This is a genomic window from Synechococcus sp. JA-2-3B'a(2-13) (genome assembly GCF_000013225.1).
Taxonomy (GTDB): domain Bacteria; phylum Cyanobacteriota; class Cyanobacteriia; order Thermostichales; family Thermostichaceae; genus Thermostichus.
On the sequence record NC_007776.1, the window covers coordinates 1,053,884 to 1,080,542 of the forward strand.

22 protein-coding genes and 1 pseudogene are annotated in these 26,659 nt (G+C 58.8%); 10 read left to right on the forward strand and 13 right to left on the reverse strand.

Translation table 11 applies throughout. The features are described from left to right. Positions 1–12: 12 nt before the first annotated feature. From CYB_RS04845 to murQ, 4 genes are all read right to left on the reverse strand, one after another. Positions 13–990 (reverse strand): protochlorophyllide reductase, encoded by a 978-nt coding sequence (locus CYB_RS04845; RefSeq protein ID WP_011432648.1) that lies wholly within the window; start codon positions 988–990, stop codon positions 13–15. 158 nt (positions 991–1,148) lie between these two features. Beyond that, a complete protein-coding gene (bchL, locus tag CYB_RS04850) occupies positions 1,149–1,985 on the reverse strand; it encodes a ferredoxin:protochlorophyllide reductase (ATP-dependent) iron-sulfur ATP-binding protein (RefSeq protein WP_041437180.1) in 837 nt (278 codons plus the stop codon). A 371-nt stretch (positions 1,986–2,356) separates the two neighbouring features. After that, positions 2,357–3,643 carry a recombinase family protein gene (locus CYB_RS04855; protein ID WP_011432650.1) on the reverse strand — a complete coding sequence of 429 codons (1,287 nt, stop codon included), beginning with the start codon at positions 3,641–3,643 and terminating at the stop codon, positions 2,357–2,359. A gap of 21 nt (positions 3,644–3,664) precedes the next feature. After that, positions 3,665–4,594, reverse strand: a complete 930-nt coding sequence (murQ, locus tag CYB_RS04860) for an N-acetylmuramic acid 6-phosphate etherase (RefSeq protein ID WP_041436350.1) — start codon at positions 4,592–4,594, stop codon at positions 3,665–3,667. A 356-nt stretch (positions 4,595–4,950) separates the two neighbouring features. On the opposite strand from murQ, the gene CYB_RS04865 reads away from it, so the two are divergent. Both CYB_RS04865 and CYB_RS04870 read left to right on the forward strand, forming a co-directional pair. Next, on the forward strand, positions 4,951–6,363 hold the full coding sequence (locus CYB_RS04865) for a histidine phosphatase family protein (RefSeq protein ID WP_238376912.1): 1,413 nt from the start codon (positions 4,951–4,953) through the stop codon (positions 6,361–6,363). A 2-nt stretch (positions 6,364–6,365) separates the two neighbouring features. After that, positions 6,366–7,712, forward strand: a complete 1,347-nt coding sequence (locus tag CYB_RS04870; protein ID WP_011432654.1) for a dihydroorotase — start codon at positions 6,366–6,368, stop codon at positions 7,710–7,712. Between the two features lie 88 nt (positions 7,713–7,800). Here CYB_RS04870 and ileS read toward each other — a convergent pair whose 3' ends face one another. From ileS to CYB_RS04885, 3 genes are all read right to left on the reverse strand, one after another. Further along, a complete protein-coding gene (gene ileS, locus CYB_RS04875) occupies positions 7,801–10,644 on the reverse strand; it encodes an isoleucine--tRNA ligase (RefSeq protein ID WP_202943712.1) in 2,844 nt (947 codons plus the stop codon). 448 nt (positions 10,645–11,092) lie between these two features. After that, positions 11,093–12,286 carry an RNA-guided endonuclease InsQ/TnpB family protein gene (locus tag CYB_RS04880; protein ID WP_011432656.1) on the reverse strand — a complete coding sequence of 398 codons (1,194 nt, stop codon included), beginning with the start codon at positions 12,284–12,286 and terminating at the stop codon, positions 11,093–11,095. A 351-nt stretch (positions 12,287–12,637) separates the two neighbouring features. Next, positions 12,638–13,552, reverse strand: a complete 915-nt coding sequence (locus CYB_RS04885; protein ID WP_011432657.1) for a hypothetical protein — start codon at positions 13,550–13,552, stop codon at positions 12,638–12,640. A 120-nt stretch (positions 13,553–13,672) separates the two neighbouring features. Between CYB_RS04885 and CYB_RS04890 the strand changes: the two genes are divergently transcribed. Further along, entirely contained in the window at positions 13,673–14,047 is a 375-nt protein-coding gene (locus tag CYB_RS04890; RefSeq protein WP_011432658.1) for a rhodanese-like domain-containing protein, read from the forward strand. Between the two features lie 157 nt (positions 14,048–14,204). Next, positions 14,205–16,007: an aminopeptidase P family protein gene (locus CYB_RS04895; protein ID WP_011432659.1), complete on the forward strand. Its 1,803-nt coding sequence runs from the start codon at positions 14,205–14,207 to the stop codon at positions 16,005–16,007. A gap of 27 nt (positions 16,008–16,034) precedes the next feature. On the opposite strand, the gene rlmN is transcribed toward CYB_RS04895, so the two are convergent. Beyond that, positions 16,035–17,093 carry a 23S rRNA (adenine(2503)-C(2))-methyltransferase RlmN gene (gene rlmN / locus CYB_RS04900; protein ID WP_011432660.1) on the reverse strand — a complete coding sequence of 353 codons (1,059 nt, stop codon included), beginning with the start codon at positions 17,091–17,093 and terminating at the stop codon, positions 16,035–16,037. Between the two features lie 416 nt (positions 17,094–17,509). Between rlmN and CYB_RS04905 the strand changes: the two genes are divergently transcribed. The 6 genes from CYB_RS04905 (at position 17,510) to CYB_RS04930 (ending at position 22,616) form a co-directional block, all read left to right on the forward strand. Then, positions 17,510–18,166 (forward strand): chromophore lyase CpcT/CpeT, encoded by a 657-nt coding sequence (locus CYB_RS04905; protein ID WP_011432661.1) that lies wholly within the window; start codon positions 17,510–17,512, stop codon positions 18,164–18,166. Continuing rightward, on the forward strand, positions 18,141–19,115 hold the full coding sequence (locus CYB_RS04910; protein ID WP_011432662.1) for a YihY/virulence factor BrkB family protein: 975 nt from the start codon (positions 18,141–18,143) through the stop codon (positions 19,113–19,115). The genes CYB_RS04905 and CYB_RS04910 overlap by 26 nt, the downstream gene beginning before the upstream one ends. 25 nt (positions 19,116–19,140) lie before the next feature. Beyond that, positions 19,141–20,232, forward strand: coding sequence for an L-threonylcarbamoyladenylate synthase (locus CYB_RS04915; protein ID WP_011432663.1), 1,092 nt, complete (start codon positions 19,141–19,143; stop codon positions 20,230–20,232). A gap of 14 nt (positions 20,233–20,246) precedes the next feature. After that, positions 20,247–20,786 carry a 5-(carboxyamino)imidazole ribonucleotide mutase gene (gene purE / locus CYB_RS04920; protein WP_011432664.1) on the forward strand — a complete coding sequence of 180 codons (540 nt, stop codon included), beginning with the start codon at positions 20,247–20,249 and terminating at the stop codon, positions 20,784–20,786. A gap of 66 nt (positions 20,787–20,852) precedes the next feature. Next, positions 20,853–21,611 (forward strand): hypothetical protein, encoded by a 759-nt coding sequence (locus tag CYB_RS04925; protein WP_011432665.1) that lies wholly within the window; start codon positions 20,853–20,855, stop codon positions 21,609–21,611. Positions 21,612–21,935: 324 nt separating this feature from the next. Next, positions 21,936–22,616 (forward strand): DUF3318 domain-containing protein, encoded by a 681-nt coding sequence (locus CYB_RS04930; RefSeq protein ID WP_011432666.1) that lies wholly within the window; start codon positions 21,936–21,938, stop codon positions 22,614–22,616. A gap of 33 nt (positions 22,617–22,649) precedes the next feature. Here the strand turns inward: CYB_RS04930 and CYB_RS04935 are convergent, their stop codons facing one another. From CYB_RS04935 to CYB_RS04950, 5 genes and pseudogenes are all read right to left on the reverse strand, one after another. Then, positions 22,650–23,570: an ATP-binding protein gene (locus CYB_RS04935; protein WP_238376913.1), complete on the reverse strand. Its 921-nt coding sequence runs from the start codon at positions 23,568–23,570 to the stop codon at positions 22,650–22,652. 63 nt (positions 23,571–23,633) lie between these two features. After that, positions 23,634–23,921, reverse strand: a pseudogene (locus tag CYB_RS15635) (BREX system ATP-binding domain-containing protein); the annotation flags it as partial. Continuing rightward, complete coding sequence (locus tag CYB_RS04940) at positions 23,894–24,844, reverse strand: hypothetical protein (protein ID WP_011432669.1); 951 nt, start codon at positions 24,842–24,844, stop codon at positions 23,894–23,896. The gene CYB_RS04940 and the pseudogene CYB_RS15635, both read right to left, overlap by 28 nt. Next, positions 24,841–25,110: a hypothetical protein gene (locus CYB_RS15350; RefSeq protein WP_238376915.1), complete on the reverse strand. Its 270-nt coding sequence runs from the start codon at positions 25,108–25,110 to the stop codon at positions 24,841–24,843. Before CYB_RS15350 ends, CYB_RS04940 begins: the two co-directional genes overlap by 4 nt. A 574-nt stretch (positions 25,111–25,684) precedes the next feature. Continuing rightward, entirely contained in the window at positions 25,685–26,638 is a 954-nt protein-coding gene (locus CYB_RS04950) for an asparaginase (protein ID WP_011432671.1), read from the reverse strand. Positions 26,639–26,659 lie beyond the last annotated feature (21 nt).

Sequence of the window (26,659 nt, forward strand, 5' to 3'; positions counted from 1 at the left end):
GAACATTTCGGGCTAAAGGGCCGCCAACTGGGGCACACCCACCAATTTTTCGCTGAGATCCCAAAGCAATTTGGCCTTGGCATCGTCCGCCGCCTCGTCAGAGACTTCTTGGTTAAAGGGCTTGGCATTCTTGCGTTGCCGGTTACCCCAGCTCCAGTAGAATCCCGACCGACGAAACTCGGGATCGGCCACCACTTGGGCCACCCGCTCTCCGGCCAATTCCTGAGAAACAAATCCGCCCGTGATGTTTTTTTGGAACCAGGGGAAAAGTTTCTGAAACAGGGGATAGTGATGGCGGAACAGAGCCGTGGTGGCTACACACCCCGGATAGAGGGAGAGGAAGGTGATGCCAGTGCTTTCGTGGAAGAGGCGGTGCAGCTCGCGCATGGTGAGGATATTGCAGACTTTGCTGTCTTTGTAGGCTTTCACCGGTTCAAATTTGCCGCCATCGGCCATGCTGATGGGATCCTTAAAGCCCTGGGCAAATCCCCGCAGATCCCCCAGGTGGGGTTGGGGTGGGATCTTACCCCCCAGCTCTTTGGGATTGTGGGTAACCGTGCCCAAGATCACCAGCCGCCGATCCGGATAGGTGGAGCGTTTCAGATCCTCCAACATCAAATGGCAGAGCAAGAAATGCCCCAGATGGTTGGTGGCCATGGTCAGCTCATATCCTTCCGGGCTGCGCAGGGGCTGCTTGAGCAGGGGCATGTAGATGGCGGCATTGCAGACCAAGGCGTCCAAGGAACGGCCCCAGTTGCGGAACTGCTCGACAAACCGCCGCACGCTGGCCAAGCTGGCCAGATCGATCTGCATCAGGGTATAGCTGCCCTGGGGGATCCCCACTTGTTGGGCCACCCGGTAGGCTTTGTCCAGATCCCGACAGGCCATCACCACGTGCCAGCCGCGCTTGGCCAAGGCCAAAGCTGAGTATAGGCCAACACCCGAGGAAGCTCCGGTAATCACGACGGTGGGTTGCTCTTGTCCTTGCATATCCAACTCCTGTGCCATTTCCTTCCCAAAGCGGGATCCCTACAGGATCCATCTTGGGGGGGAAAGCGGATCGGACAACAAATTGATAAGGTTTGCGACAGTCTTCCGAAACAGTGGCTTCATTTTTGGACACACTGCCCCCGCTGGCAGGGGATCCGTCACACCAGGGCCAGTTGACGGGCCGGGGTGTTGTAAAAGTCGGAGAGCAAAGCAAACAGCTCCCGATCCTCGGCAGGTTGGGGCACGATCCCTTCCGGGCGGGCCAGCAGCTCATCGGCGATGTTCAGGTAGTACTGGCAGACGGGCTCCAGGCTGGGATCGGTTTCCGCCATCTCGAAGAGGGTTTTGCCCTTGACCCGCGAGACGCGAATATCTTCGATGAGGGGAAGCACCTCGATAACGGGCATGGGAACTGCCGAGACGTATTTGTCAATCAGATCCCGCTTACTGGTGCGATTGCCGATCAGCCCGGCCAACCGCAGCTTGCGGGTTTTGGCCTTTTCTCGCACCGAGGCAGCAATCCGATTGGCGGCAAACAGGGCATCAAAGCCGTTGTCGGTTACGATCAGGCAGTAGTCGGCGTAGTTGAGGGGAGCCGCAAAACCGCCGCACACCACATCCCCCAGCACATCGAAGAGGATGACATCGTACTCATCGAAGGCGTTCAGCTCCTTCAGGAGTTTGACGGTTTCCCCCACCACATAGCCGCCACAGCCGGCCCCTGCCGGGGGCCCACCCGCTTCCACACAGTCCACGCCGCCGTAGCCGCGGTAGATCACATCTTCTGGGTAGATGTCTTCGTGGTGATAGCCCTTGGCTTCCAGAGTGTCGATGATGGTGGGGATGAGAAAGCCGGTCAGGGTGAAGGTGCTGTCGTGCTTGGGATCACAGCCAATCTGCAAGACCTTTTTGCCCCGCCTGGCCAAGGCCACCGAGATGTTGCAACTGGTGGTGGATTTGCCGATCCCACCTTTTCCGTAAACTGCCAACTTCACAGCGCGTTCCTCCATGGGGCAGACAAGGGACATTATCGGCAGCCGATCCGCCCCCTGAGAACTGTTGCGAAGGATAAAGGTGGATCCCTCAAAAAGCTAGAAGTTCCCAGATCTTGCAAATGCTCCTAAGAAAGTTCCCAGGGCTTCTCAAGTCGATTTTTGATGTTTTTCCCGATTTTAGTTTTAGATATACTTTCATCAGTGATCAAAAGAAAACAATTCTAGATGACAATTCACCCAAATCGGGAAGGATTTAGCTATGCCATGGCGCTGATCCCGTCCTCTTGGCTTGGCGCTGAGGCAGGTCTGGGCTGAGAAAGAATCAAGAATGGTCTCAATTCTGGGGGGAAGGTGGGGGGAACCCTTCGCTCTCAGGGATCAAAGGCAAACGTAACTCGCACCGCTCCTGCAGAATCCACCTCGATACGGCGCAGGAATTCCCGCAGGTAGGCACGCCGTTCGGTCTCGCTGAGGTCTTGCCAGAAGGGGGGGATGGAGAGGGTTTGGATGGTCTGGGTGAGGTTGGCGGGGGGGAGTTGCTCCAGCTTTTGGGCCAAGCGGGCCGTCTCTGCTCGCAACTGGTAGCGACGCTGGGCCAGGGAGGCCTCGTCCATCAGTCCAGATTGCTGCAGCTCTTCCAATTGCCGCAGCCGCTCGGCGTTGGCCTGGATTTGGGCTTGGAGCTCTTGGCGGGCTTGAGTGAGGGCTTGTCGATCCAGCGTCTGGGCGCGTTGGGGCAGTTGTTCGCACACCTGCCGGATCACCTCCTGCAGGACTTCGGTGTAGGGGAGGCTGTAGCGACAGGTTTGGCAGCGCAGATAGAGGTAGAGGGATCCGTTCTTTTTCGCCTTGCGAGGGGTGGTTTGCACAATGCGCAGAAGGCTGCCACAAGCGCAGCAATGAACCAGGCCGGCCAAAGCGCGGGGAGCACTGGCGCTGCGGCGAGGGATCCCTTGGTTGCGTTTGAGCCAGCGATCGATCTGGGCGGCTTCCGTGCGGCTGAGAAGGGCCGGGTGAGTGTCCCGCAGGGTGGTGCCGTCGGCATAGGCCAGATCCCCGCGGTACACCGGGTTGAGCAGCCAGTTGCGTCCGGTGGCCACAGAAATCCGCTTGTGGTGTTTTTCCTCCAAGAAGCGCACCGCCTGCCGCAGGGATCCGTAGAGGAGAAAGTGCTGGAAAAAATCCTGAACGATGCTGGCCTGCCGGCGATCCAGCACGTAGCGTTCCCCTTCGCGGCGGTAGCCAAAGGGGGCAGGGCCAGGGGGGGGTTTGCCCGCCAGGCGGTTTTGGGCTTGGCTGCAGCAGAGGCGGCGGCTTTGCAACTGATGGGGGATCTCGGCCAGCAGGGGGATCCAATCGGCAGCCTTGGTGGGGGTTTGCAGGCCGGATTCGGTGACCAAGCTGAGGCGGATCCCGGAGTGTTGGATTTGCAGCAGCCGCTCGTGGATTTCATCCGCCCGATCCCCCAGATCCGCCAGGCGCAAGAGCAGCACTTCCTGCACCCAGCCGGCTGTGATGCGTCGGAACAGCTCCTCCAAATGAGTTCGGGATCCCCAATCGTGCAGGATGGGATCGGCCCCTCGCAACTTGAGCCAGGCCAACTCCTGTTCCGGCAAAGGGGCATGGGAAGGCGTGTAGAGGTAGCCGCAAACGCTCATGGACAAGCCATTCAACTATTGTCACCGCCGCTGCGCCAGAACGGAATCAAGCACCTGGCGAATGTTGCCCTGGGCCTGTTGCAAGTGCTGACGAGCTTCCTGAGCAGAGCACCCCATCAAGGCCACAAGGATCGCGGTTTTCACCTCTCCATCACAAGCCTGCAGCAATTGGGCAGCCGCGGCGGGATCCAGATCGCAGGCTAGGGCCACCATTCGCTCCGCCCGCTGCTTGAGCTTGGCATTGCTGGCCTGGAGATCCACCATTAGGTTGCCATAAGTCTTGCCCAAGCGGATCATCACCCCGGTGGAGATCGTGTTCAACACCAACTTTTGGGCTGTGCCGGCTTTCATGCGGGTGGATCCGAGGATTACCTCCGGCCCCACCAAAGGGGCAATAGCAATATCCACCTGCTCGGTTAGAGGAGAAGGGTGATTGCAGGCCAGGCCAATCGTGAGCGCCCCAATACTTCTGGCGGCTTGGATCCCACCCAGCACATAGGGGGTACGACCGCTGGCGGCAATTCCCACAACACTATCTTGAGCTTGGAGGTGAAGACCCTCCAGCGCGCGGGCAGCCGCTTCTGCGTCGTCCTCTGCACCCTCTACCGCCTGGGTCAGGGCTTTTTCCCCCCCGGCGATCAAAGCCACCACCTGTGCGGGGGAAGTGCCAAAAGTGGGTGGGCACTCAGCCGCATCCAGTACCCCCAGCCGACCTGAGGTTCCTGCCCCGATATAGATCAGCCGCCCGCCGTGACGCATCCGCTGGGCAATGGCATCGATGGCTTGGGCAATCGGCTCCGCCTGAGCAGCCACCGCTTCCGGCACCTGCCGATCCTCGGCGTTGATCCGTTTCACCAGTTCCCAGGTGCTGAGACGGTCGATCTCGGCTGTAGCCGGGTTGGGGCTTTCGGTCAGGGATCTGGGATCCCAAGCCAATTGTGGAGAAACCATGGCAGCGCTTGTCCAGGCAAGAGGGATCCGCCTTCAGGGATCCTACACTTTGTCTTCTCGGATTCTATCGGTGGCAGGGGGCTCTCCTGAGGGAGCAGTGGAGGGAAAAACTGCGCCAACAGCACCACAACAAGGGCAAGGAGCACCAAGCCGGCCCCCTTCGCCAACGTCCATTCAACCAAAACCTCTGCCAGCGGAAACGCAGCGCGGCCATTCTCCAAAGATGCCCCCATCACAAGCGGCGACCAGCCCAAATACGCCTCAGTCGGCAGCCCAACCGGTGAATTGACGAAGGCGAGCGCCGCCCAGTGGCGGTACTCTAGAAGGTGTTCTAAGGACTCCGTCCCGCTACTGCGATGAGTAAGTCCATGCAAGCGATGGCAAGGACTCCGTCCCGCTACCGCGACCAGCCTGCCCTGCGCATCTTGATCGTGCGCCATGGTGAGAGCACCTTCAACCTGGAAAATCGCATTCAAGGCCGCTCCGATCTCTCCCGGCTCACCCCCACTGGAGAAGTGCAGGCGCAGCGTGTAGCCGAGGCCCTGGCCGGGATCCCGTTGGATTGCGCCTATTGCAGCCCCCTGTCTCGCGCCCTCGATACCGCTCGCGTCATTTTGAAAGACCGAGAAGGGATCCCTCTGCACGTTACCGATCAACTGCGGGAGATCGACCTGACGGCCTGGGAAGGGCTGACCTTTGCTGAGGTGAAGGAGAAATACCCCGAGGATTACCATCTGTGGCGGCACCATCCCGACAACCTGGAGCTGGAGGGCCGCTTTCCGGTGCGGGATCTCTGGCAGCAGGCGCAGGGGTTTTGGGAAATGCTGGCTTTCCATCTGCAATCGGCTTCGGGCCCCTGGAACCATGGAGCGGATCCCTCCCCAAGGCAGCCCCTCAATATCCTCATCGTGGGCCACAGCGGCATCAATCGCGCCCTGGTCAGCACCGCCATCGGCCTGGGGCCACACCACTATCACCGCCTTGGGCAGGATAACTGCGCCATCAGCGTTCTCAATTTTCCCGAGGGCCTGCAGGGGCCGCCACAACTGGAATCTCTGAACATCACCGCTCACCTCGGCCAAGCCCTGCCCAAGCGCAAGCAGGGGATGCGCATCTTGCTGGTGCGGCATGGGGAAACCCAATGGAACCGAGAGCGCCGTTTTCAAGGGCAGCGGGATATCCCCCTCAATGCCACCGGGGAGGAACAGGCAGCCAAGGTGGCAGAATTTTTGGCCACTCAACCTCTGCAACTGGCCTTCTCCAGCCCCCTGAAGCGCCCTTGGGCCACAGCCGATGCCATCTGCAGCAACCACAGCAACCTCATTTTGCGCCCAATGCCCGACTTGCAAGAGATCTGCCACGGCGACTGGGAGGGCAAGCTGCAAAGCGAAGTCGAAGCCGAATACCCCGGCGAGCTGGAGCGCTGGCAACGGGATCCCGCCAGTGTGCAAATGCCCAATGGGGAAAACCTTCACCAGGTGTGGGAGCGCACTCGCTTGGCCTGGCAGGAGCTTTTGGCCATCACTGCAGCCCAGTTTCCTCAGGGCACGGCGGTTGTTGTTGCCCACGATGCCATCAACAAAGCAATCCTCTGTCAGTTATTCAACCTTTCCCCACAGGCTTTTTGGATCTTCAAGCAGGGGAATGGTGCCATTACGGTGATCGACTATCCAGAAGGCAAGGAGGGTGCCCCGGTTTTGAAGGTGTTGAACCTCACCACCCATCTGTCGGGCCAGATCTTGGACTGCACCACCGCTGGAGCTTTGTAAAGATGGGCTCATCCCCTCTCCGCGAGCTAACAGGACGACTAACAGGACAAAATGTGCATCTCCAGGGAGTGCGCCTGTTGGATCCTTGGCGTCAGCGGGATGAAGTAACCGATGTGTGGTTGCAGGAGGGTCGTCTGCGGGCCACCGAGCCGGCAGGGATCCCTGCCGACATCCCCACCATCGATGGCTCAGGCTGGGTAGTGGGGCCGGGTTTGCTGGATCTGTATGCCCACAGCGGCGAGATGGTTGGCAGCGATCTGGCCCACAGTCGGGAAACCCTGACCTCTTTGGCTGCAGCGGCTTTGGCGGGAGGCTTTACCCAGGTGGGGCTTCTGCCCACCCCCCTTCCCGGAAGCGGCTTTTTTCCGGTGCTGGATCGCCCGGAGCACTTGAACCGCTACCCCCGCCAATTGGGGGATCCCCGCTGGCTGCCCTGGGCTGCCCTGAGCGTGGGTGGCCAAGGAGAAACTCCAACCCCCTGGGGAGAACTGGCGCAAGCGGGAGCAGTTGGCTTTGCAGAGGTTCAGCCACTGCGCTCCTTGGCTTTGGCGCGGCGGGCTCTGGAGTATTTGCGGCTGGAGAATAAACCCCTGCTGCTCTGGGCCTGGGATCCCACCTTGGCCGGGCAAGGCAGCCTTTACGAAGGGATCTGGGCGCTGCGCCTGGGGCTGAAAGGGATCCCTGCCAGTGCTGAAACTGCCGCTCTGGCCCGCCTCTTGGAGGTGATCAGGAGCGTTCCTTCCCCCCCGCCCGTGCACATCATGCGCCTGAGCCAAGCCCGCAGCCTGGAGCTGATCCAACAGGCCCAAGCCGAAGGACTGCCGGTTACCGCCAGCACCACTTGGATGCACCTGATCTTGTCCGAAGAGGCCGTCCTTGAGCATCGCTACGATCCCCACCTTCGTCTCCTGCCCCCTCTTCCCAGCGCCGGCGACCGGGAGGCTCTGATCGCCGGGATCCGTTCCGGCAACTTGGGGATCGCTACGGATCACCACCCCTACACCTACGAAGAGAAAACCCTGCCCTTTGCCGATGCTCCGCCGGGGGCGATGGGCCTGGAGCTGGCTCTGCCGCTGCTGTGGCACCATTTGGTAGAAACGGGATCCCTGACGGCGCTGCAACTGTGGTCTGCCCTCAGCCTGTACCCGGCCCGCTGCCTAAACCTAGATCCGCCCACCCTCACCCCCCACAGCGACTGGGTGCTGTTTGATCCCACCCACCCCTGGACGGTTTCTGCGGCCACCCTCCACTCCCGATCGCCAGCGACTCCCTGGCTGGAGAAAACCCTGTGCGGCAAAGTGCTGCACACCCATGTCGAGGGGATCCCATCCCGCAGCTCTGCCCCTTGATCCCGAAGAAGGCCGACAAGACCTGTCCGGAGAAAGAGCCAATTCAAAGAGGGGGATCCCTTCCCGCCAGCGGGACGGGGTCCCGAATTCAAAACTCCCCGGCCAGAGCGGCTACACAACGCTCACACAGCTCTGGATGTTCGGCAAATTCCCCCACACGGGTGGAATAGTTCCAGCAGCGCACGCACTTTTGGCCGTCAGCCGGAAAAACAGAGACCTCCAAGCCTTGACCTGAGGTTTTCTCCAGTTCCACCTGTGAGGTGATGAACAAGTAGCGCAACTCGGCAGCCCGCTCCTGCAAAAGAGCGTATAGGCTGGGATCCGCTACCTTCAGGATTACCTTGGCCTCGGTGGAAGCGCCGATGGGCTTAAAGGACTCCGTCCCGCTAACGCGACCGGTACGGGCTTGCTCCAGAGCCTTGTTCACCTCTTGGCGCACCTCTCGCAGCTGCTCCCAAATGGCCGCCAACTGGGGATCCCGCCAGTGCTCCGGCAGCTTCATCCACCCCCCCTCAAACACCGAACGGGTGGGCTTGGGATAGGGCAGATGGCTCCAAATCTCTTCGGCCAGGTGGGAGAGAACGGGGGCGATGGCCTTGGCCAAGTTCTCCAGCAACAGGGAGAGCACCGTTTGACATTGTCGCCGCCGCAGACTTTGGGCATGGCTGATGTAGAGGCGATCCTTGGCAATATCCAGGTAAAAGTTGGAGAGATCCACCACACAAAAGTTCTGAATCGCCTGGAAAAATCGGTAGAACTGATAGCTGGCAAAAGATTCGCCGATCTCGGATCCCACCTCGTGCAGGCGGTGCAAAATGTAGCGGTCTAGCTCCGTCAAGGCTGCAAAAGGAACGGCATCCTGAGTTGGATTGAAGTCGTAGAGGTTGCTCAGCAAAAAGCGAGCTGTGTTGCGGATTTTGCGATATACATCCGCCATTTGCCCAAGAATGGTCTTACCCAGCGGCACATCCCCGGAGTAGTCCACACTGGAGACCCACAGGCGCAGCACATCCGCCCCGTAGGCGGGATCCGTCTGGGGATCTTTGCCGCCGTTGATTAACACCAGCGGATCGATGACATTGCCCAGGGACTTGCTCATTTTCTGGCCCTTCTCGTCCAGCACAAACCCATGGGTGAGCACCGCCTTGTAGGGGGCATGGCCGTTGACGGCCACGGAGGTGAGCAAACTGGATTGGAACCAGCCTCGGTGTTGGTCGGAGCCTTCCAAATACAGATCCACCGGGTAGCCCAACCCCTGCGCCTTGGCCACTGCCGCCCAGGAAGAGCCGGAGTCAAACCAGACATCCATAGTGTCCATCCCTTTGCGGTAGGTGCGGCCATTGTGGCGGTACTTCTCCGGCAGCAACTCCTCCACCGGGCGCTTCCACCAGGCGTCGGATCCCTCTTGGGCGAAGATGGCCTTGATGTGGTCGAGGGTCTCGGCGGTGAGCAAGGGCTCGCCGGTTTCTTCGTCGTAAAAGACGGGGATGGGCACGCCCCAAGCCCGCTGGCGGGAAATACACCAATCCGAGCGCTCCGACACCATAGCAGTGATGCGGTTCTCCCCGATGGCCGGGATCCATTTCACGGTTTTAATGGCCTGCAGGGCCAGCTCCCGGAAGCCAGCTACAGACGCAAACCACTGCTCGGTGGCCCGGAAAATCGTTGGCTCTTTCGTGCGCCAGTCGTAGGGATATTTGTGGTTGTAGGGCTCTTCCTTGAGCAAAGCCCCCGCAGCCTGCAGAGCCTGGATGACAGCAGCATTGCCGCTGGTCTCCGGCTTCTTGGAGAGCACATCCAACCCGACGAACTGGGATCCGGCCTCGGCGGTAAATCTCCCCTGATCGTCCACAGGGCTGAGAATGGGCAGACCATACTTTTGGCCGGTTTTGAAGTCATCTTCCCCATGCCCCGGAGCTGTGTGCACAATGCCGGTGCCGGACTCGGTGGTGACATAGTCCCCCAGCACGCAGAGGCTGGCGCGGTCAAAGAGGGGGTGCCGTCCTTGACTGTATTCCAGGGCGGATCCCGGCAGGGTGGCCTTGATCTCCAGAGGCGTCTCCAGAACCTTCTCCAGCCGCTCCCGCAGATCGGCGGCGATCAACAGCAGGCCGAAGCGGGGAGACTCCACCACTGCATAGGTGAGCTTGGGGTTAAAGCAGAGAGCCAGGTTGGCCGGGATCGTCCAAGGGGTGGTGGTCCAGATGGCTGCCCGCAGGCCCGGCATGAAAGGCTCCAAAACCGGCTGCGCCGCCGGACTCAGGCTCTGTAGCGGAAAGGCCACGTAGATGCTGGGGGAGATGTGGTTGTCGGGGTACTCCAGCTCCGCTTCCGCCAGAGCCGTCTGGGAGCTGGGGCTCCAGTGGACGGGTTTGAGGCCGCGGTAGATGTAGCCCTTGAGGGCCATTTGTCCAAACACCTCAATCTGTGCGGCTTCGTACTCCGGCGACAGCGTCAGGTAGGGCCGATCCCAGGATCCCCATACCCCCAGGCGCTGAAAACTGGCCCGCTGCACATCAACGTAGTGCAGGGCGTACTCCTTGGCTTTTTGTCGCAGCTGCAGAGGGGTGAGGTTTTCCCGCTCCTGCGGAGTGAGGCTTTGCAACACTTTCAGTTCGATGGGCAGGCCGTGGCAATCCCAGCCGGGCACGTAGCGCACCTTGCGCCCCTGCAGGATGTGGTACTTGTTGACGATATCCTTGAGGATCTTGTTGAGGGTGGTGCCCATGTGGATATCGCCATTGGCGTAGGGCGGTCCATCGTGCAGGACAAAGGGATCCCCAGGATTGTGGTCGGCAAGGCGCTGGTAGATTTGCTCTTCCTGCCAAAAGGCTTGAATGGCGGGTTCTCTCTTGGCGGCCTCTGCCCGCATGGGAAACTGAGTTTGGGGCAGGTTGAGGGTACTTTTGTAGTCCACGGCAACTCGAGCCAACTAGAGGGCGTCCTTCTATCCTACGCTGTTGCCTTATCCTCAGCAGTCCATCCCTCACCTTGCCTCTTCATCGCTTGGGAGATAGGGGATCCGGCCAGCCACCTCGGTAAAGATTTGTGCTAGTCTCAGGGTGTCGTTGAGTAAGGGAGGTTCCTGCGGATGCCAGATAGTAGTAGTTGTAAGGGTCGTCAAGTTGGGTTCAGCCGGCTGTGCGCCGGGGCTGTTCTCTAACGGTCTGAACTTAGATCCTTCAGTCTGCTGAAGAGTCTTCGCGTTCTGGCTCGCTTGGAGTTCCTCCCGGCAGTCAGGTTCCAGTTGAAGGCCCGCTAGACCGCTCTTTCCCTGACCGCCTGTTGTTGCCTTGGGGGTGGGAGAGAGCGGATAGTTTTGCAGATAGCTGTAGCGGGGCTTGGAATGGACGGGCGTGTAAACTACCCGGCTCCGACCGCTAAGCGGTACGGAGCGGGCTTTCAGTAGCCCTGAGCCTGCTCTGCTCTACCAGAGAACAAAACAGGCCCGAACCTCTAGGCTGGTTTACGGCAGCCCCCAAGAGCGCAATCACATTCGCACCATTCAAATCCGCATCCCCTTCCCATCCACAGTGCCCACACTTAAACTTCTTTCCACTGCGGTAGGATTGCGCAGGATCGGGATGGATGTGTAAACACTTGTGACAGGTCTGCGACGTGTAAGCAGGCGGGACCAGTACTACAGACACTCCGGCGATGGCAGCCTTGTAGGCCACAAACATCCTAAGCTGGTAGAACGCCCAACTGTTGGCCCTGCGCCGCTCGGCTTTGTTGCGTGGCTGTTGATTGACCCTTTCCCGGATCCCTGTCAGGTCTTCCAGGGCAATAGCGCTGTTTGTGGTCTTTGCCCTAGAGACAATAGCTTTGGAGATGCGATGATTGACCCACGCCTGAAAGCGCCTCTCCTTGCCAGACAGCCGTTGCAACAGTTCTCTGCATCTGCGCCGCGAACTGCGTGTGCCCTTACTGGCTTTGCGTTGGAGTACCGCCCTCAACCGGGAGTAGCGCTCTCGGACTCTGCTCAACTGCTGTCCATTCCAGTGATCTCCTTCCGATGTATGAGCAATATCCGTCCTGCCCAAATCCACCCCGATCACCTTGTCGGTATCTTGTTGCTTGGGTGGCTTTTTCTCTACGCAAATCTGGATGTAGTAGGAGCCATCTTTGCGCTTGACCAGGGTGGCAGCTTTTGGGTTGGAACCAGCCAGCATCCCACGCTGGTAGTTGCCAATGACCAGTTCAAAGCGTTCTCTCCCTTCCACCGTGGTCAGCGACACCGTCCAGTCTTTTTGACGGAACGAAAAGATGCGAGCGTCGTAGGTAACAAAGCCGCTCTTAAACTCCTTGACGGGACGCTTTTTCTGCTTAGCCACTTTGCGGGAACCCGCTACCCGTCTGCACACCTGTTGAGCCAAGTTACTGGACAAGCCAAACCGGGCTCGAATCTCGTAGTAGCAAAGGGATTGGAGTTTGACTGCGTTGACTACTTTTTCTGGTGTGTTTTGGTTGACCCAGTTCAATGCCTGTACAAAGGCATCCATCGTCGCGTCCAATTTGGCGGCTTGCGACGGGGACACCTTGAGCTTACAGGATATGGTCAGGACTTGGCTCATAAGTTCATTGTACTTCATCAAAGCGCATTCCTCCCGGCACTGACCCTACGGGTACAGTGCGGGGCTCCTGCGATTTCTAGCTGAAGATGCCAGTGTTTCTTGAGGTTGGGTCCTTTCAAGACACCTCGACCCAACCTTTCGAGACCCCTCGGGATTGTTCGGTCAATTGCTGGCAGGAGTGGGGCGATCCACCACCGGAGCACCAAGGGAGTCGCCGCTATCGCAACCGCTCAAAAATAGGGCCAGCACCAGAAAGCAAACAAGCTGAGGGGCGCATAGTTTCCCATCTTAACAAGCTCAACTGCCTGTCCAGATTACCCCAGAGCCATTCCTCATCATCCTGAAGATTTCCTAAGGGACGGTGGGGATGGCCAGGGATCCCTCCAGAGCCAAGCGATCGCTGACGATAAGACGCCGACTCTCCAGCGTGATGCCGGTTTGGTTAACCAACATCACAGAAATCCACTCAGAACGGGGTTCTTGCGGAGCATCTGCCTGTAGGAAGATCCCTCCGGCCTGTAGGGGTTCGAGAGCAAACGAAGTCACCTCTGGGTAGCCCGCCCCGGCAACGGGTTGTTCGGCAACGGCGCCCAACAGCAAAGAGTGGGTGAGAGGCTCTGCCACAATCGCCTGCAGCGAATAGGTGGATCCCGGTTTGACCACCTCCGGCAGGTTCAAGGTGACGGTGGGAGGGGCAGATCCAGAGGTGAGGGTGCTGGCCTCCCGCAGCACTTCTTGGTCAATCAACAGCAGTTGTCCGGGATTGGCTGGATCCGGGCGATAGCGATTGCGCACCAGGGCAGAGGCTTCTACCTGAAAGTCCCCCCGCACCGAGGATTGGGATCCCTCTACTTGGCTGAGAATATCGGCAACAATCTCAGGGCCCACCTGCCGCCAGGAGAGGATCTGGGCCGAATAGGTGAGTTCAGGATGAGAGCTCCACAGCTTGCGGATGGCACCTTCCACCTCTTCCCGGTCCAGCCCATCTCGGTGGCGGAAGTCGGGGCTGTAGCCGGCCATCACCCCTGGCAAATCCCGCCGGTTGGCGGCGGCCACCTGCTGGCTTAGCCACTCCACCAGGGCGGCTGGCGGTGGGCTGGAAACTTGCCGCTGGATCCCACTTTCTAGGGGCATCGGGGCAGCTTGGGCCCAAGCCGAGGACTCCGTCCGGCTGACGTGACCGGCTGTCAATCCAAGGGGGATGCTCCAGCTCACGGCCAGAGCAAGGGGCCAAAGCAGTTGCGGAAAGTTAGATCGGGATTTCAAGCCATGGGCCTCCAGCCGGCAAATCTGGATCCCAGTCTAGCCTTAGGGCAGTTGGGATCCCAAAGTCCAGACCAGATAAGATCGATTGGAATAAGCTTTGGCTCATAGCGCCTGTTCTCCATGGCTCCCCAGCACTCTCCAGCTTTCTTGGCCCTGGTCAACGAGGCCAAAAGCCGCATCCAAGAACTGACAGTCGAGCAGGTCAGGCAAAAACAACTGCAAGGGGATCCCTTCTATTTTGTGGATGTGCGGGAAGAGTCGGAGTGGCAAGCCGGCCACGCTGCCGGAGCCATCCACTTGAGCAAAGGGATCATTGAGCGGGACATCGAGAGGGTGATCCCCGACAAAGAAGCGGAGATCGTCCTGTACTGCGGCGGCGGGTTTCGTTCGGCGTTGGCAGCCGATAATCTACAGAAAATGGGCTATCGTCGGGTGATCTCGATGGATGGGGGCATGCGGGCTTGGCGGGAAGCGGGTTTTCCTGAGGAGCGCTAGAGCTGGCGGATTTCTTCCCTCACCCATAGGAAGAGGGAGGTATTGGCTGCTATCTGGCTGCTATCTGAAATGGCCGACCACTGAAGGCGGGAAGTGGGGGCGGCCCAACCTTGTTTAGAATGGCGATAGCCTGGCCGTTTAGCTTTACCCCTCTGCCATGCTCCAAACCCTGCCCCGCCTGGATGTTGCTGCCCGTTTGCAGCAGTTGCGCCAGCTTCTGCGAGAACAAGATCTGGATGGCTTTTGGGTTCCCTCTGCTGATGAGCATCTCAATGAGTATTTGCCGGAACATCGCAAGCGGCGTCAGTGGATCACAGGCTTTACCGGCTCGGTGGGGGATGCCTTGATCACCCGGGACAGGGCTTGGCTGTGGGTAGATCCCCGCTATCACGAACAGGCGGAGCGGGAGGTGGATCCCAATCTATTGACAGTGATCAAAGGAGGTCTGCCGAATCAGCCCAGCCTGATGGAGATTGTGGAGGAGCTGGGATCCGGCTTTCGCCTGGGGGTGGATCCCTTTACGGTGGCGGTGGCCACCTATCGCCAGTTGCAGGCCCATGCCCAAGCGGGAGGGGTGCTTTTGATCCCGGTCATGGAAAACTTGGTGGATAAGCTGGCTCAGGGATCCGCTCCTGTCGCTCCCTTTGACCGGCCCATTGACTCGGTACCCACCCACCTAAGCGGGGCCACCCCTGCAGAAAAGCTGGCCCAAGTCCGGCAGGAGATGCGCCGCAAGCGGGTGGGACTGTTGCCCCTGACCAAATTGGATCAGGTGGCCTGGCTGTTTAACCTGCGGGGATCCGACATCCCCTACAACCCAGTGTTTTGGGCCTATGCTTTGGTCAGCCTAGATAGAGCGGCTCTATTCACAGATCTGGAGCGGCTCAGTCCCCCATCTCGGCAATTTCTGGCAGAAGCCGGGGTGGAACTCTGGCCCTACGAGACCTACAGCCAACAACTGCCCCAATGGGCCAAGAGCTACGCGCCGGTGGGCTTGGATCCCAAGCAGACCACCCAGGGCACCCAGGAGCTGCTGCAGGATGCGAGCTGCCGCGAGCTGGAGCACCCAGTAGAAGCCCTCAAGGCCGTGAAAAACCCCACCGAGCTGGAGCAAATGCGCCGCGCCAACCGCAAAGCCAGCCGGGCCAAGATCCGTACCCTGGCCTGGATCGACCGGCAAATCCAACAGGGGATCCCCATCAGCGAAGCCGACGTGGCCGCCATCATGGAGGCCCACTACCGGGAGGAAGGGGAGTGGGTGGGCCTGAGCTTTAACACCATTGCCGGCGCCGGCGCCAACAGCTCCATCATCCACTACAGCACTCCGGATCCCCAAAAGCTGCTGCAGCCGGGCGAACTGTTTTTGTTGGACTCCGGATCCCACTACTTGGGGGGCACCACCGACGATACCCGCACCGTTTGGATTGGCCCGCAACCCGCGGATCCCTTGTGCAAGCGGCGCTATACCGAGGTGCTCAAGGCCCACATTCAATGCGCCCGCCAGATCTTCCCCCCCGACACCTATGGAGTCTCGTTGGATGGGATCGCCCGCTCCACCCTTTGGCAGGCCGGGCTGGACTATGGCCATGGCACCGGCCACGGTGTCGGCGCCTTTTTGAACGTCCACGAGGGGCCCAACGGGATCCACCGCCGCGCCAGCACCCCTCTCAAAGTGGGCATGATCAACAGCATCGAGCCGGGCTACTACCAGCCGGGATGGGGTGGGATCCGCCTGGAGAACCTCTACGAGGTGATTGCGATTCCCGAGCCGGAGGGCTGGATGGGCTTTCGCTCCCTAACTTGGATCCCTTTTGATGGGCGCTTAATCGATTGGGAACTGTTGAACGAGGCGCAGCGAGCCTGGCTGGACGAGTATCACCGGCAGGTTTACGTCATGCACTACGCCACCTTGCCAGAACAGGATGCCGCCTGGTTACGACGCGCCTGCGGACTGAGCTGATGTACTCGCGCAAGCGTTGCGCGGCGATTACAGATCCCCTGGCAAAGAACGCAGGAAGGATCCCCGCAGTTGACCACATGCGGCATTGCCATCCAAGCCACGGGTTTGGCGCACAGTGGCCCGCACTTGGTGCTGTTCGAGCTGGCGGACGAACTCTCTGACCCGTGTCGGGTGGGGGCGTTGATAGTCAGCTTCAGAGATGGGGTTGTAAGGGATCAGGTTCACGTGCAGTTGTACCCCTGACCGGCTGGCCTGCTGCAGCAATTGCGCCAGTTGGCGGGCATGAATGGGCAGGTCGTTGACCCCCGATAGCAGGGTATATTCAAAACTGACTCGCCGCCCGGTGCGCAGCATGTAGTCGCGGCAATCCTGGATCAGAGTGTCCAGAGGGTAGTGGGATGCCGAAGGGATCAACCGTTGCCGCAGGTCTTGATTGGGGGCATGCAAGCTGACGGCCAGGGTAACTTGCAGATCCTGCTGCGCCAGCCAGGCAATTTGCCGGGGTACCCCCACCGTCGAGAGGGTGATATGCCGTTGGCCGATGCCGATATCTTGATTCAGGCTGCGGATGGCTTGTACTACCGTATCGCGGTTGAGCAGGGGTTCCCCCATGCCCATAAAGACCACATGGCTGACGCGACGGCCAAAATCTTCCTGCACCGTCAACACCTGATCCAGAATCTCGTGCAGCTCTAGGTTGCGCCGGTAGCCCATCTTGCCGGTGGCACAGAAATCGCAGGCCATCGGGCAGCCCACCTGAGAAGAGACGCAGACCGTCAGACGCTTGGCCGTTGGGATCCCTACCGTTTCGATCAACTGCCCATCCGCCAACCCCAGCAGAAACTTCACAGTACCATCGCGGGCCTCTGTCCGCTGCACAATGCGCGAGCGTCCCACTGGGTAGCTTTGCACCGCCTCTCGCCAAGCCCTAGGAAACACCGTCACCTGTTCCAGGGAGCGGATCCCTTTTTGGTAGATCCAAGCATGCAGTTGTTGCCCGCGATAGGCCGGCTGTCCTTGGGCAACCGCCCAGTCTTTCAGAGCAGACAAGGATTGCCCCAGCAGCGGAATGGGTAGGGCCGACATCAATACCATCTTAGACGAGATCTCAAGAGGCACAGGAGTCCGGCTCCTCTACTCTAGCCTGTCCCTGCAACCCAATCCCCTTCAAGAACTCCGTCCGAGTGGCGCGAACGGCCTCGTCGCCACAGGGTTGCGGTTCCCCTGCCCATGGCAACAACTCCGCCAGAGACAGGGCGGGTGACGGTAAGCAACAATGCTCTCTTAAATCCCTTAAATTCCCTTAAATCAAGTTGCCCAAGGGCTTTTCCACCCCGCACTCAAGTACAGGGCTACCAAGCTATTCCCTGGTGTAGTTTTGTAGAGTGTGTTATGGAGTGCGCCATCGGGACGGAGTCCCTGACAGTTGGACAAAGTCTGCAGGATCAGGAGCGCTCGATCTGAATCTTCTCGATTTCAATCCATTGAATCCATCTGAACCTATGTCTGTTTCCCCACAACTGGCTCAACTGGCCACCTGGATGGCAGGGCACTTCAACAACCTACAACAGGCGATTGCAGAGCCCGTCTGGTTTGCCAACATTCATGTGTACCAATGCCCCTTGCCTTGGTCGGTGTTGCAGGGGGTGGGGTTTTACGTGGAGCAACTGTACGACATTTATCCTGAGCAGCCTTACCGACAGCGGGTGATCCACCTCTTCGATACTCCAGATGGGATCCGGATTCAAAACTATGCTCTGACAGCTCCTGACTCCTACAGGTGCGCCGGTCGGGAGTTGTTGCTAAGCAACGCTTACGCGAAGGGGAAATTGGCCGGTCTGACAGCAGCGGAGTTGGAACTCTTGCCCGGCTGTGTCACCCAGGTGGAATGGACGGGATCCTGCTATCGGGGCCGCAGCCTGCCCGGCAAAGGCTGTATTGTTGAACGCAAAGGCAGAACCACCTATTTGTACAGCGAGTTTGAGATCGGAGCCGACTACTTTCACAGCTTGGATCAAGGTCGGGATCCGGAGACCGATCAAGTGATCTGGGGATCCCTATCCGGGCCTTTTCGGTTTGTCAAAAAACAGGATTTTTCCCAGTACCTACCGCAGTGGGCTGAAGTGCTGAACCATGAGGCTGTTGGAGCAACTGGTTGAGCAGCTGCGGGCGCTGGGGATCCCGTTCGCGTCGTCAGGACGGACTTCCCGGCGAGAGTTGGTCTGGCTAACCCTGCGGTTGGCCTGGGAAAACGCGATGCGCTACCGGCTGTTTGGCCTGGCCTCTGAAATGGCCTATAGCTCGATGTTGGCGCTGTTCCCCTTCATCCTCACGCTCCTGACCGGGGTTGGGCTGTTTGTCGGCTCCTCTGAGCAAGCCTTCGAGCGCTTGATGGAGCAGTTGAGCCAAATTGCTCCCCAAGAGGCCCTGACGCTTTTGGATCGGTATGTGCGCGAGCTCCGCTTCGGGCAGAATCGGGGGTTGTTGTCGCTCGGCTTCTTGGGCACCCTGTGGGCTGCTTCTGGAGCCATGGGGGCGGTGATGACAGCTTTGGATCTCAGCCATGAGATCCCTCAAGATAGGCGCCGTCCCTTCTGGAGACGCAAGCTGATCTCGCTGGTTTGGATGCTCGCCACCTTGGGGTTGACCGGACTGGCCAGCTTGATCTTTTTGTTCAGTGCCAGCTTTTTGCGCTTCTTGTACAGGAAAGCGGGATTCTTAGCGCAGGAAGTTGGCGGGCCGACTCAGTTGGATCCCCTGCGAGAGCTGGGGTTGAACTTGTGGGGGATCCTCACTTGGCCAATTTCCTTGGGGTTGGTCGTCTTCTCCTGCTGGGTGCTGTATCGATTTGGCCCCAGCTTGCGCCGACCCCAAATCCCGATTTGGCCGGGGGCCATCGTGGCCAGCCTACTGTGGGTTGGGGTGTCGTGGGGGTTGCGGATTTACGTGGAGCACTTTGGGCAGTTCAACCAAGTCTACGGGGCGGTGGGGGCGGTTATTGTTCTGCTGCTCTGGGTTTGGCTCACTTCCTTGGCGCTGCTGTTTGGGGATCAAATCAACATCGCCCTCTACCAGGCGCAAAAATGGATTGAAGAACGGGATCCCTAGCCCTTACTCCAAATCCGAGTCATGGATGCAGACGGAAATTCTCTCACCCACTCCTGAGCACATTGCCGTAGCGGCGGCAGCCTTGCTGCGGGGCCAGTTGGTGGCCATCCCCACGGAGACGGTTTACGGCCTGGCGGGCAATGGCTTGGATGAGCAGGCAGTGGCAAACATTTTTGCCGCCAAGGAGCGCCCCCGCTTCGATCCCCTGATCCTGCATCTGCCGGCTGGGGTGACCCTAGAGCAATTGCAGGGGTGGCTGGTGGACGTGTCGGCTTTTACTCCCGCCGCTCGCGCTCTGCTGGGATCCCTGATCGACACCTTCTGGCCGGGGCCCCTAACCTTGGTGCTGCCCAAGTGCCCCACCGTGCCGGATCTGGTAAGCAGCGGGTTGCCTACTGTTGCCCTGCGGGTGCCTGCTCACCCGGTGGCTCAAGCTTTGTTGCAGGCGGTGCAAACCCCTCTGGCTGCCCCCAGTGCCAATCGCTTTGGCCGCATCAGCCCCACCTCAGCCCAGGCCGTCTATGCAGAGTTGGGAGGGCGGATCCCTTACATCTTGGATGGGGGAGAGTGTGCTGTGGGCCTGGAGTCCACCGTGCTAAAGCTCAGCCCCGAGGGGATCCCAACGCTGCTGCGCCCAGGAGGGATCCCACTGGAAGCCCTGGAGGCCCACCTGGGGTTGCCCATCCGGTTGCCCCCAGAACAGGCCCCCAAGGATGGCACAACGGGCCCGCCAGAAGCGCCGGGACGACTGAGCAGCCACTATGCCCCCAGTAAGCCCCTCCGGCTTTTGCCCACCCCTTTTGCCCAGCTTCAGCCCGGCGATTGGCAACAGGTGCAGCACCTGACAACCGGTCATTCCCACCTGGGCATCCTCAGCTTTGCCACGGATCCGCAGGCTCTGCTGAACACCCTCTCCCGCCATTGGCCGGGGATCACTTTCAGTTTGGAGTGTTTGGGTTCGGATCCCAAGGCAGCCGCCCGCGCCCTCTTTGCCAGCCTGCGCCGACTGGATGAGGGAGATGCTACGCTCCTGCTGGCAGAGCCCCCACCCATCTCGACGGGGTTGGGCTATGCGATGATGGATCGGCTACGCCGGGCCAGCAGCCTTTCGCGTTAGCGTCGCTTAGCGATATGGAACTCTCCCCCCTCGTTGCCATCGTAATGGGTAGCGATTCCGATTTGCCCACCCTTGCACCTGCCGCCCAGGTGTGTGAGGAGTTTGGGATCCCTTACCAATTGCAGATCCTCAGCGCCCATCGCACTCCCGAGGCGATGGTAGAGTTTGCCCGCCGCGCCCATACCCAAGGGATCCGCGTCATCATTGCCGGGGCAGGGGGAGCAGCCCATTTGCCGGGGATGGTGGCGTCCCTCACCCCTCTGCCGGTGATCGGGGTGCCGGTGCTCAGCCCATCCCTGCAGGGGATCGACTCCTTATACTCGATTGTGCAAATGCCCAAAGGGATCCCGGTGGCCACGGTGGCCATTGGCAACGGCTACAACGCGGGTCTGTTGGCGGTGCAGATCCTAGCCAGTGGGGATCCCGATCTGCTCCGGCGGGTGATCGCCTATCGGGAAAGCCTAAAACAGGCGGTGCAGGAGAAAAACGACCAGTTGCAAACCCAAGGGTGGAAAGCCTACCTCGACTCTATAAAGCATAAGAGCATAATTTAAGGAGCGTTGATCTATCTTGCCGCTTGCAAAGGGCCAGATAGGGCCGAGTTTTGGGAGTTGCCATCGGTGAAGCATCAATCGGGTCGCCCTTCTTCCGGCCAGGGATCCTGGCCAGAATATCTGCAGCGGGTGGGGCGTGGGGCAGTGGAGACGGGATCCCAAGTTGCTCTGTGGATCCTATCGGGGCCGCAGTGGCGGGTTTTGGCTCTGTCGGCCTTGGCGTTGGCAGGGCTGGCCTTCTGGAATGGGCGGCTGGCGCTCTCTCTGGGGGTGGGCACCTTGGTGATGTTGGGGCTACAGGGGGTGCGCAGCCCTGAGTTCAACCGCCGCTGGCAGGAGTGGCAAGCTTGGTTTCGGCAGGCGGATCGCTGGCTTTTGCTGGCAATTGGTTCGGGAGCAGCCGCCACCTTGGGCACCTACACCCTCATCTCCATCTGGGCAGAATCCACCCAACGCTGGCTGGCCACCGGTGCCATTCTACAGGGATTGGCCACTCTAGCCTTGTTGTCGCTGCTGTTTGGGGAGTGGCTCAGGGGCCGACAAGAGCGGCAACGGTCTCAATTGGAGCGCGACCTCAGCGACATTGCTTCTCCCGATCCCTTCCGACGGCTGGCGGGCGTTCGCCGCTTGCAGAGCTTAATGTCCCACCTGGATCCCGAGCAAACCCGGCTGGCGGTGGATTATCTGCGGTTGGCCCTCGACCAAGAGACGGTAGCGGTTGTGCGGGAAGCCCTGCTGGAGGCCCTACAGGGATGGGGGATCCTGCGCCGCCTCAACGATTTGACCAATCTCAAACACCCCAGCAGGGATCCCTCTTCAAACTAAGATAACGGCTGTCTTGGTCCTCAAGGGTTTGACTGGGATGATAAATTCAGTCCCTTGGGCAATCCGCCAAATAGATTGCTCACCTCAGGTTTAGCTAAACCGCCGAGAAGCCCCGCGCTGTATGCGTAGCAACCCTGCGGGAAGCTAGCTACAGGGTCGGGAGTATGTTACGCGGCATACCCCCTTTCCATCTAGGCTCAGGCTTGTCCCTCTGCCGCCAGCCCTATTGCAAAAAGCTTGCTTGGAGCTGGCCTGCAAGGAAGGCTAGAATCTTTTACTATGGGTAATCCTCTCCAGCCGCTCCCTTAGCCGCACTGTGCCAGCATGTATACCATTTCCGACTTTGACCGCCTGATCCAGTTTCTCCCGGTGGAGATCCGCCCTGAAGTGCAGATCGAGATCGGCACCCCCGACCAGTCTCGGGTTGTGCAGCCGTTGTGGCGCTTTCCCTGGCAGAAATACTCTCGCTTCGCCATTGACCTCAGCCGTTGGCAGAAGCTGAGCCCTGACCAGCAGAAGATCTACTTCTTGCGAGAAGCGGTGATGGCCACAGAGCTGGCTTTGGGGGATAACTGGTCGGCGTTGTTGCTGTATCCCGCCTTGATCGGGGCCGGCAGCATGGGCATTTTGGTAGAGCTGCAGATGGGAGATAACCTCGGCGTTGGCTTAGCAGCAGGCTTGGCCGCGTCAGCGGTGTTTCTGTTGCGCAAAGCGGAGAAGGGCCAGAAGGCCCAGGTGGCAGCCGACGAGTTTGCCGTGCGCTATGCCTCCCAGAATGGCTACACCTCCGAGCAAGCTGCTGCTATCTTGCTGAGCGCGCTGCAGCAGGTGGCCATGCTGGAAGATCGCGTTAAAAATGACTACGACACCACCATGCGCCGCCGCAACCTGGAGTTTTTGGCGCAGCGAGGCCTGGGAGCTGGCACCCTGACCATCAACCCCAAGTACCGCAACAAGGGGCAAAGCTCCAGCCCGAATCCTTTCCAAAACCCTTTCCAGCGCTGAGGCCTCTCAAAGCTAGTTAGGGATTGACTGGGCTTATTCTTCGTCCTCTTCCAACTCTGGAAGCTCCTCAGTTGGGGTAGACTTGATCGCCTCATCTTCTACAATCACAATTTCTGTATCGGGGCTGTAATACCGACGCACATCCCACTCCGTAATCCAGCGGCGAATAATTGACCGCACAGTGGTTGTGCTGTAGAGCTCAGGAAGCTGTGGCAGCGATGGGCGTACCCAATCGGGATAAGCTTTCTGGTAGAGATCCGCTACCCTATGCCACATGGATTGAATGTCCTCGCGGGCTTCTAAGCAGGAACAGAGAGGGGTAGCTTGGCTAATAGCCTCCATGCCGGCCTTTACAACTTCCTCAGACATATGCTTCTGGAGAGCTATCTTAGGTGCTTTCTCCCAATCTCCTTTTTCTTGTAGAATGACCCTCTCGAAATCGCGGGTTACTGCTCCTACGAAAACCAGCGGAGCTTTCTTTATTTCTTCAGGCAGGGTTGTTGTACCAAACAAGTGCCCAAGAACGCGGTACGACTTGACCCGCTGAAGAAGACTGTACTGGGCAATAAGCTCAATCTCATCCACCAAAACCACCAAGCCCCCAAACCCTATGGCCCGACATAGCTGGGCACAGAAGGCCAGGCGCTGCCAGTGTAGGCTTTCTGCAGGGGGTAGCTTGCCAATGGGATAAGCACCTGCCAAGCCGTGATCCCGTAGGCTTCGCCTTACCTCTGAGGACTTCAGAGTGGGCTCACCAGCCCAAAAGCGGACAATGGCGTCTAGCTTCTCGTCATCGCCTCCTAACCTTTGGTACAGAGCCAAGGTGGCCGGCCACCAGCCTGACCCAAACTGCCACTGGTTAACCCAAAGCTGGAACTTCTGGAAAGAAGGCGAGAAAGAAGGCGAGGAGTCCTGTAGCCGGGCTGCCATGCCTTGGATCCCACGCTCAACCATGTCAGGGAGCTCGACCTGGGCAAGGAGGCGGGGAATCAGGCGATTGGGGTTACCGAGGGGCAACTCTTTGGAGACGACAACTAGGGAGGTGGCAAAATTATTCTTCCTTGCTCGCTCCTGCAGGGTTAGTAGAAGATGGGACTTGCCTGTCCCAAAATCCCCCTTTATCAGCATTCCTGCAGGGCCTGAACTAGCACCCTTGCACAGCTCTTGAAAACCCTCCTCAATCTGAGACTGCCAAGAGCCAAGTTCTGCAACTGCGAACCGGTTAGGAACGCCATTTCGTAGGGCTTCAATGGCCCGCCTAGCTGCAATCGCTACATTCATAGAAGCTGCACCATAGCTGTGCATGGATTAGGCTTTTGAAGAGAAGAAACCTCATTCTCAATTCGAGTTTGCAAAGCTCGATATCTATGATAAGACAGACGCTCAGATTCAATAAACTCTGGAGGAGCTAAGAAAATTAACACAGTTTTTTCTAGTTCACTCTCCGCATCGATAAACTCACGCAAAGTCTCGTAGAGCTCAAGGATTTGTCGACTGGTAAAGTTAGGGCGTCCACTGGGGGTCCGCTCGTAGTAGTGAAGCAAGCTGACAAGGACTGCTACTAAGCCGGATCGTCGTGTAAATAGTCTTAAGAAAGAAAGTAGAATCCCTCGAGCATTTGTCCTGTCAATCTTTCGAAAAATAGCCGCTTCACGCACCCGGCTGATAGAGCTCAGCGTACCTTTAAGCCACTCTTGAATTGCAGAGCATAGACCTTCCAGAGTGCCTGGGCTTTGAAGGGGTTCGTAGACAAGTCGGACTATGGCTTTGCGAAAGTCAAGGGCTAGTGAGTAATCCAGAAAAATACCTCTCTTAATTTCCCGCTGAAACTCTAGTTTGATCTCACGGGCTTCAATCTGATAGAATTCGGCCAACTGCTCTAAAGTGCAGTCCTGCAGATCTAGCCTGGGAGGGTATCCAATTTTTTGGAGAATGTTGAAGCGCAGATCTTTGGCAAAAGTCTCCCAATCTACTCTCTGAGCAAGGGCAAACCAAAGCTGTTCGACTGAATGCAGCTTTAAGCACTCCTCTGTCAAATCAAAAATATGAAAGGAATACTGGTTAAGCTTTTCCAGCAGCGCTTTCCGCACCCAAGAGTAGGAATCTTTCGGAACAACGGCCAGCTTGACAGTGGCACCACCTTCAGGGATAAAAGAACGCAAGTAGTCTTCTTCCAGACAGCGCAGCCACAAATCAGGCTCTAGCCGACCCTGGCCCTCTTCGCTCATAGCTTCTCAAACTCCAAAAGATAGTAGGCGTGCTCCACCCCAGCTTCGTCTCGAATGCGGTAGTAGCGACCCGAGCGCGTGCCTGTAGACGCGGAGAAGATCAAGCGGTAGCCCTCCACATGGTTGGTGCCATTTCGATCCAAGAGGTAAAGATGCCGCGTAAACTCCACTTCGGTGTAGTCTGGGTTGTTGAGGTGGAGCACCTCGAAGACATCGCGAGCAGGTACTTGAAGAGAACGAGGCAGCTCTGCGCTTGACTTTCTCAAGTAACCCGCTGCAATTTTTGCCGCTTTCCAGATGCGTTCAAGAACTACCTCTGGATTAGTTTCTTTCCCTTTGGTCATTCTTGCTCGGAGAATCTTCTCTGCAATGGCACTGGGCCGTTGAGAGCGTAGAAGCTTGCGATCTATGCGCACTCCCTCCCTGGAAAAGCGCACTAAGGCGGGGAAAGCTACAAAGACATGGGGGCTTTCCGTAGGCAGCCAAGGCTGGCCGACTCGTTCTCCTACCTCGCTAGCAAGTTCTTCAAGAGAAGTTCTCTCCAAAACCTGCTGGGTTTGTTCAAGGGCTTGTCTTACCGTCTCCACCTGGGAAAGAGCCTCGCTGAGGACAGAGCTACAGCCTTGTAGCTGGCGGCTCAGGGCTGGAACTTGCCCTCCTTTACAAGCGACTTGGGCTTTCCCTGCGGTCTCCTTTGCTTTCTTAGTCAGGGCAAATAGCTTGCCTAGCTCGTCGTCAAGAGTCTTGAAGAGGGCTTCAATCATTAGTTTTTGGGCCTTTTCTTCGAGAAATCTAGCATCACCAAGAGTTTGGGTGCAAGGCCTTCCCACCTCCGGCTCTTCAAGGCATACGCAGTTCCCCTTCCACCTCAAGGCGGGTGTAAGGGCCAATGGAGAGGAAGCGCTCCCCTAGCATTTCAGCAGCAGCAGGCTGAATCCAGCCCATACGCTGCAGCAGGTGCAAAGCCAGGGCATACTTGGCCCGGGCGGCTCCATCCTGGACCTTGATGGCCAGGCCCATGCCTTCCCCCACCCGGCCAATGCACTGGATCCCTTCAGCACCCGATTTGCTCACCAGATCCCCTTGAGTGGCCCGCATCAATTCCGTGTCGAAACACCCCTGTCCAGCCACCATCTCCGGGTGATGGGTCATGGCCCGTGCTACCGATTCCAAGTCGGGCCGCTCGCCGGCGGTCAGTTGGGCGAATAGAGAAGCCAGGTGGTTCAGTTGCAATTGGTAGGTGGGCACCCCACAGTCATCCCGCGCAAACAAAAACTCCTCCGAGGGCATTTGCAGCAAATCCGCCAACTTGGCCCGCACCAGCGCTTGCACCGGATGCTGCCGCTGGGCATAGTCCGACAAGGTCCAGTTTTGGGCGCGGCTGGCCACGAGCATGCCAGCATGTTTGCCGGAGCAGTTGTGGCACAGGGGGCTGGGCTTGCCGGGTGGGGTGGGGCAGACCAGCAAATCGGGAGACAGATCGGCCCGCCACAGTATGCTGAACACCTGCCGCGCATGAGCCGTGGTGCCCTGATGGGATCCGCACATGATGGCAATATCTTTCTCGCTGAGGCGGTAGCGCTCGCGGATGCCGGTGGAGAGCATGGCCAGTGCTTGGAAAGGTTTGAGGGCAGAACGGGCAAAAACAGGGGTGGTGCTGTTGCCGGCCATGGCCAGAGAACGCCCGCGGCTATCGGCCACGACAGCTTGGCAATGATGGATAGATTCGGTCAACCCCTCCCGCAAGACATGGATTAAGAGTTCAGGGGCGGTGGAACGATTCTCAAATGACATGAAAACCTGGGAAAGGGCTGA

What these genes read in the sequence shown, in the direction of transcription:
- CYB_RS04845 (WP_011432648.1), bottom strand. Translation starts at nt 990, where the DNA reads ATGCAAGGACAAGAGCAACCCACCGTCGTGATTACCGGAGCTTCCTCG.
- CYB_RS04855 (WP_011432650.1), bottom strand. Translation starts at nt 3,643, where the DNA reads ATGAGCGTTTGCGGCTACCTCTACACGCCTTCCCATGCCCCTTTGCCG.
- murQ (WP_041436350.1), bottom strand. Translation starts at nt 4,594, where the DNA reads ATGGTTTCTCCACAATTGGCTTGGGATCCCAGATCCCTGACCGAAAGC.
- CYB_RS04865 (WP_238376912.1), top strand. Translation starts at nt 4,951, where the DNA reads ATGAGTAAGTCCATGCAAGCGATGGCAAGGACTCCGTCCCGCTACCGC.
- CYB_RS04870 (WP_011432654.1), top strand. Translation starts at nt 6,366, where the DNA reads ATGGGCTCATCCCCTCTCCGCGAGCTAACAGGACGACTAACAGGACAA.
- CYB_RS04880 (WP_011432656.1), bottom strand. Translation starts at nt 12,286, where the DNA reads ATGAGCCAAGTCCTGACCATATCCTGTAAGCTCAAGGTGTCCCCGTCG.
- CYB_RS04890 (WP_011432658.1), top strand. Translation starts at nt 13,673, where the DNA reads ATGGCTCCCCAGCACTCTCCAGCTTTCTTGGCCCTGGTCAACGAGGCC.
- CYB_RS04895 (WP_011432659.1), top strand. Translation starts at nt 14,205, where the DNA reads ATGCTCCAAACCCTGCCCCGCCTGGATGTTGCTGCCCGTTTGCAGCAG.
- rlmN (WP_011432660.1), bottom strand. Translation starts at nt 17,093, where the DNA reads ATGTCGGCCCTACCCATTCCGCTGCTGGGGCAATCCTTGTCTGCTCTG.
- CYB_RS04905 (WP_011432661.1), top strand. Translation starts at nt 17,510, where the DNA reads ATGTCTGTTTCCCCACAACTGGCTCAACTGGCCACCTGGATGGCAGGG.
- CYB_RS04910 (WP_011432662.1), top strand. Translation starts at nt 18,141, where the DNA reads ATGAGGCTGTTGGAGCAACTGGTTGAGCAGCTGCGGGCGCTGGGGATC.
- CYB_RS04915 (WP_011432663.1), top strand. Translation starts at nt 19,141, where the DNA reads ATGCAGACGGAAATTCTCTCACCCACTCCTGAGCACATTGCCGTAGCG.
- purE (WP_011432664.1), top strand. Translation starts at nt 20,247, where the DNA reads ATGGAACTCTCCCCCCTCGTTGCCATCGTAATGGGTAGCGATTCCGAT.
- CYB_RS04930 (WP_011432666.1), top strand. Translation starts at nt 21,936, where the DNA reads ATGTATACCATTTCCGACTTTGACCGCCTGATCCAGTTTCTCCCGGTG.
- CYB_RS04935 (WP_238376913.1), bottom strand. Translation starts at nt 23,570, where the DNA reads ATGGTTGAGCGTGGGATCCAAGGCATGGCAGCCCGGCTACAGGACTCC.
- CYB_RS04940 (WP_011432669.1), bottom strand. Translation starts at nt 24,844, where the DNA reads ATGAGCGAAGAGGGCCAGGGTCGGCTAGAGCCTGATTTGTGGCTGCGC.
- CYB_RS04950 (WP_011432671.1), bottom strand. Translation starts at nt 26,638, where the DNA reads ATGTCATTTGAGAATCGTTCCACCGCCCCTGAACTCTTAATCCATGTC.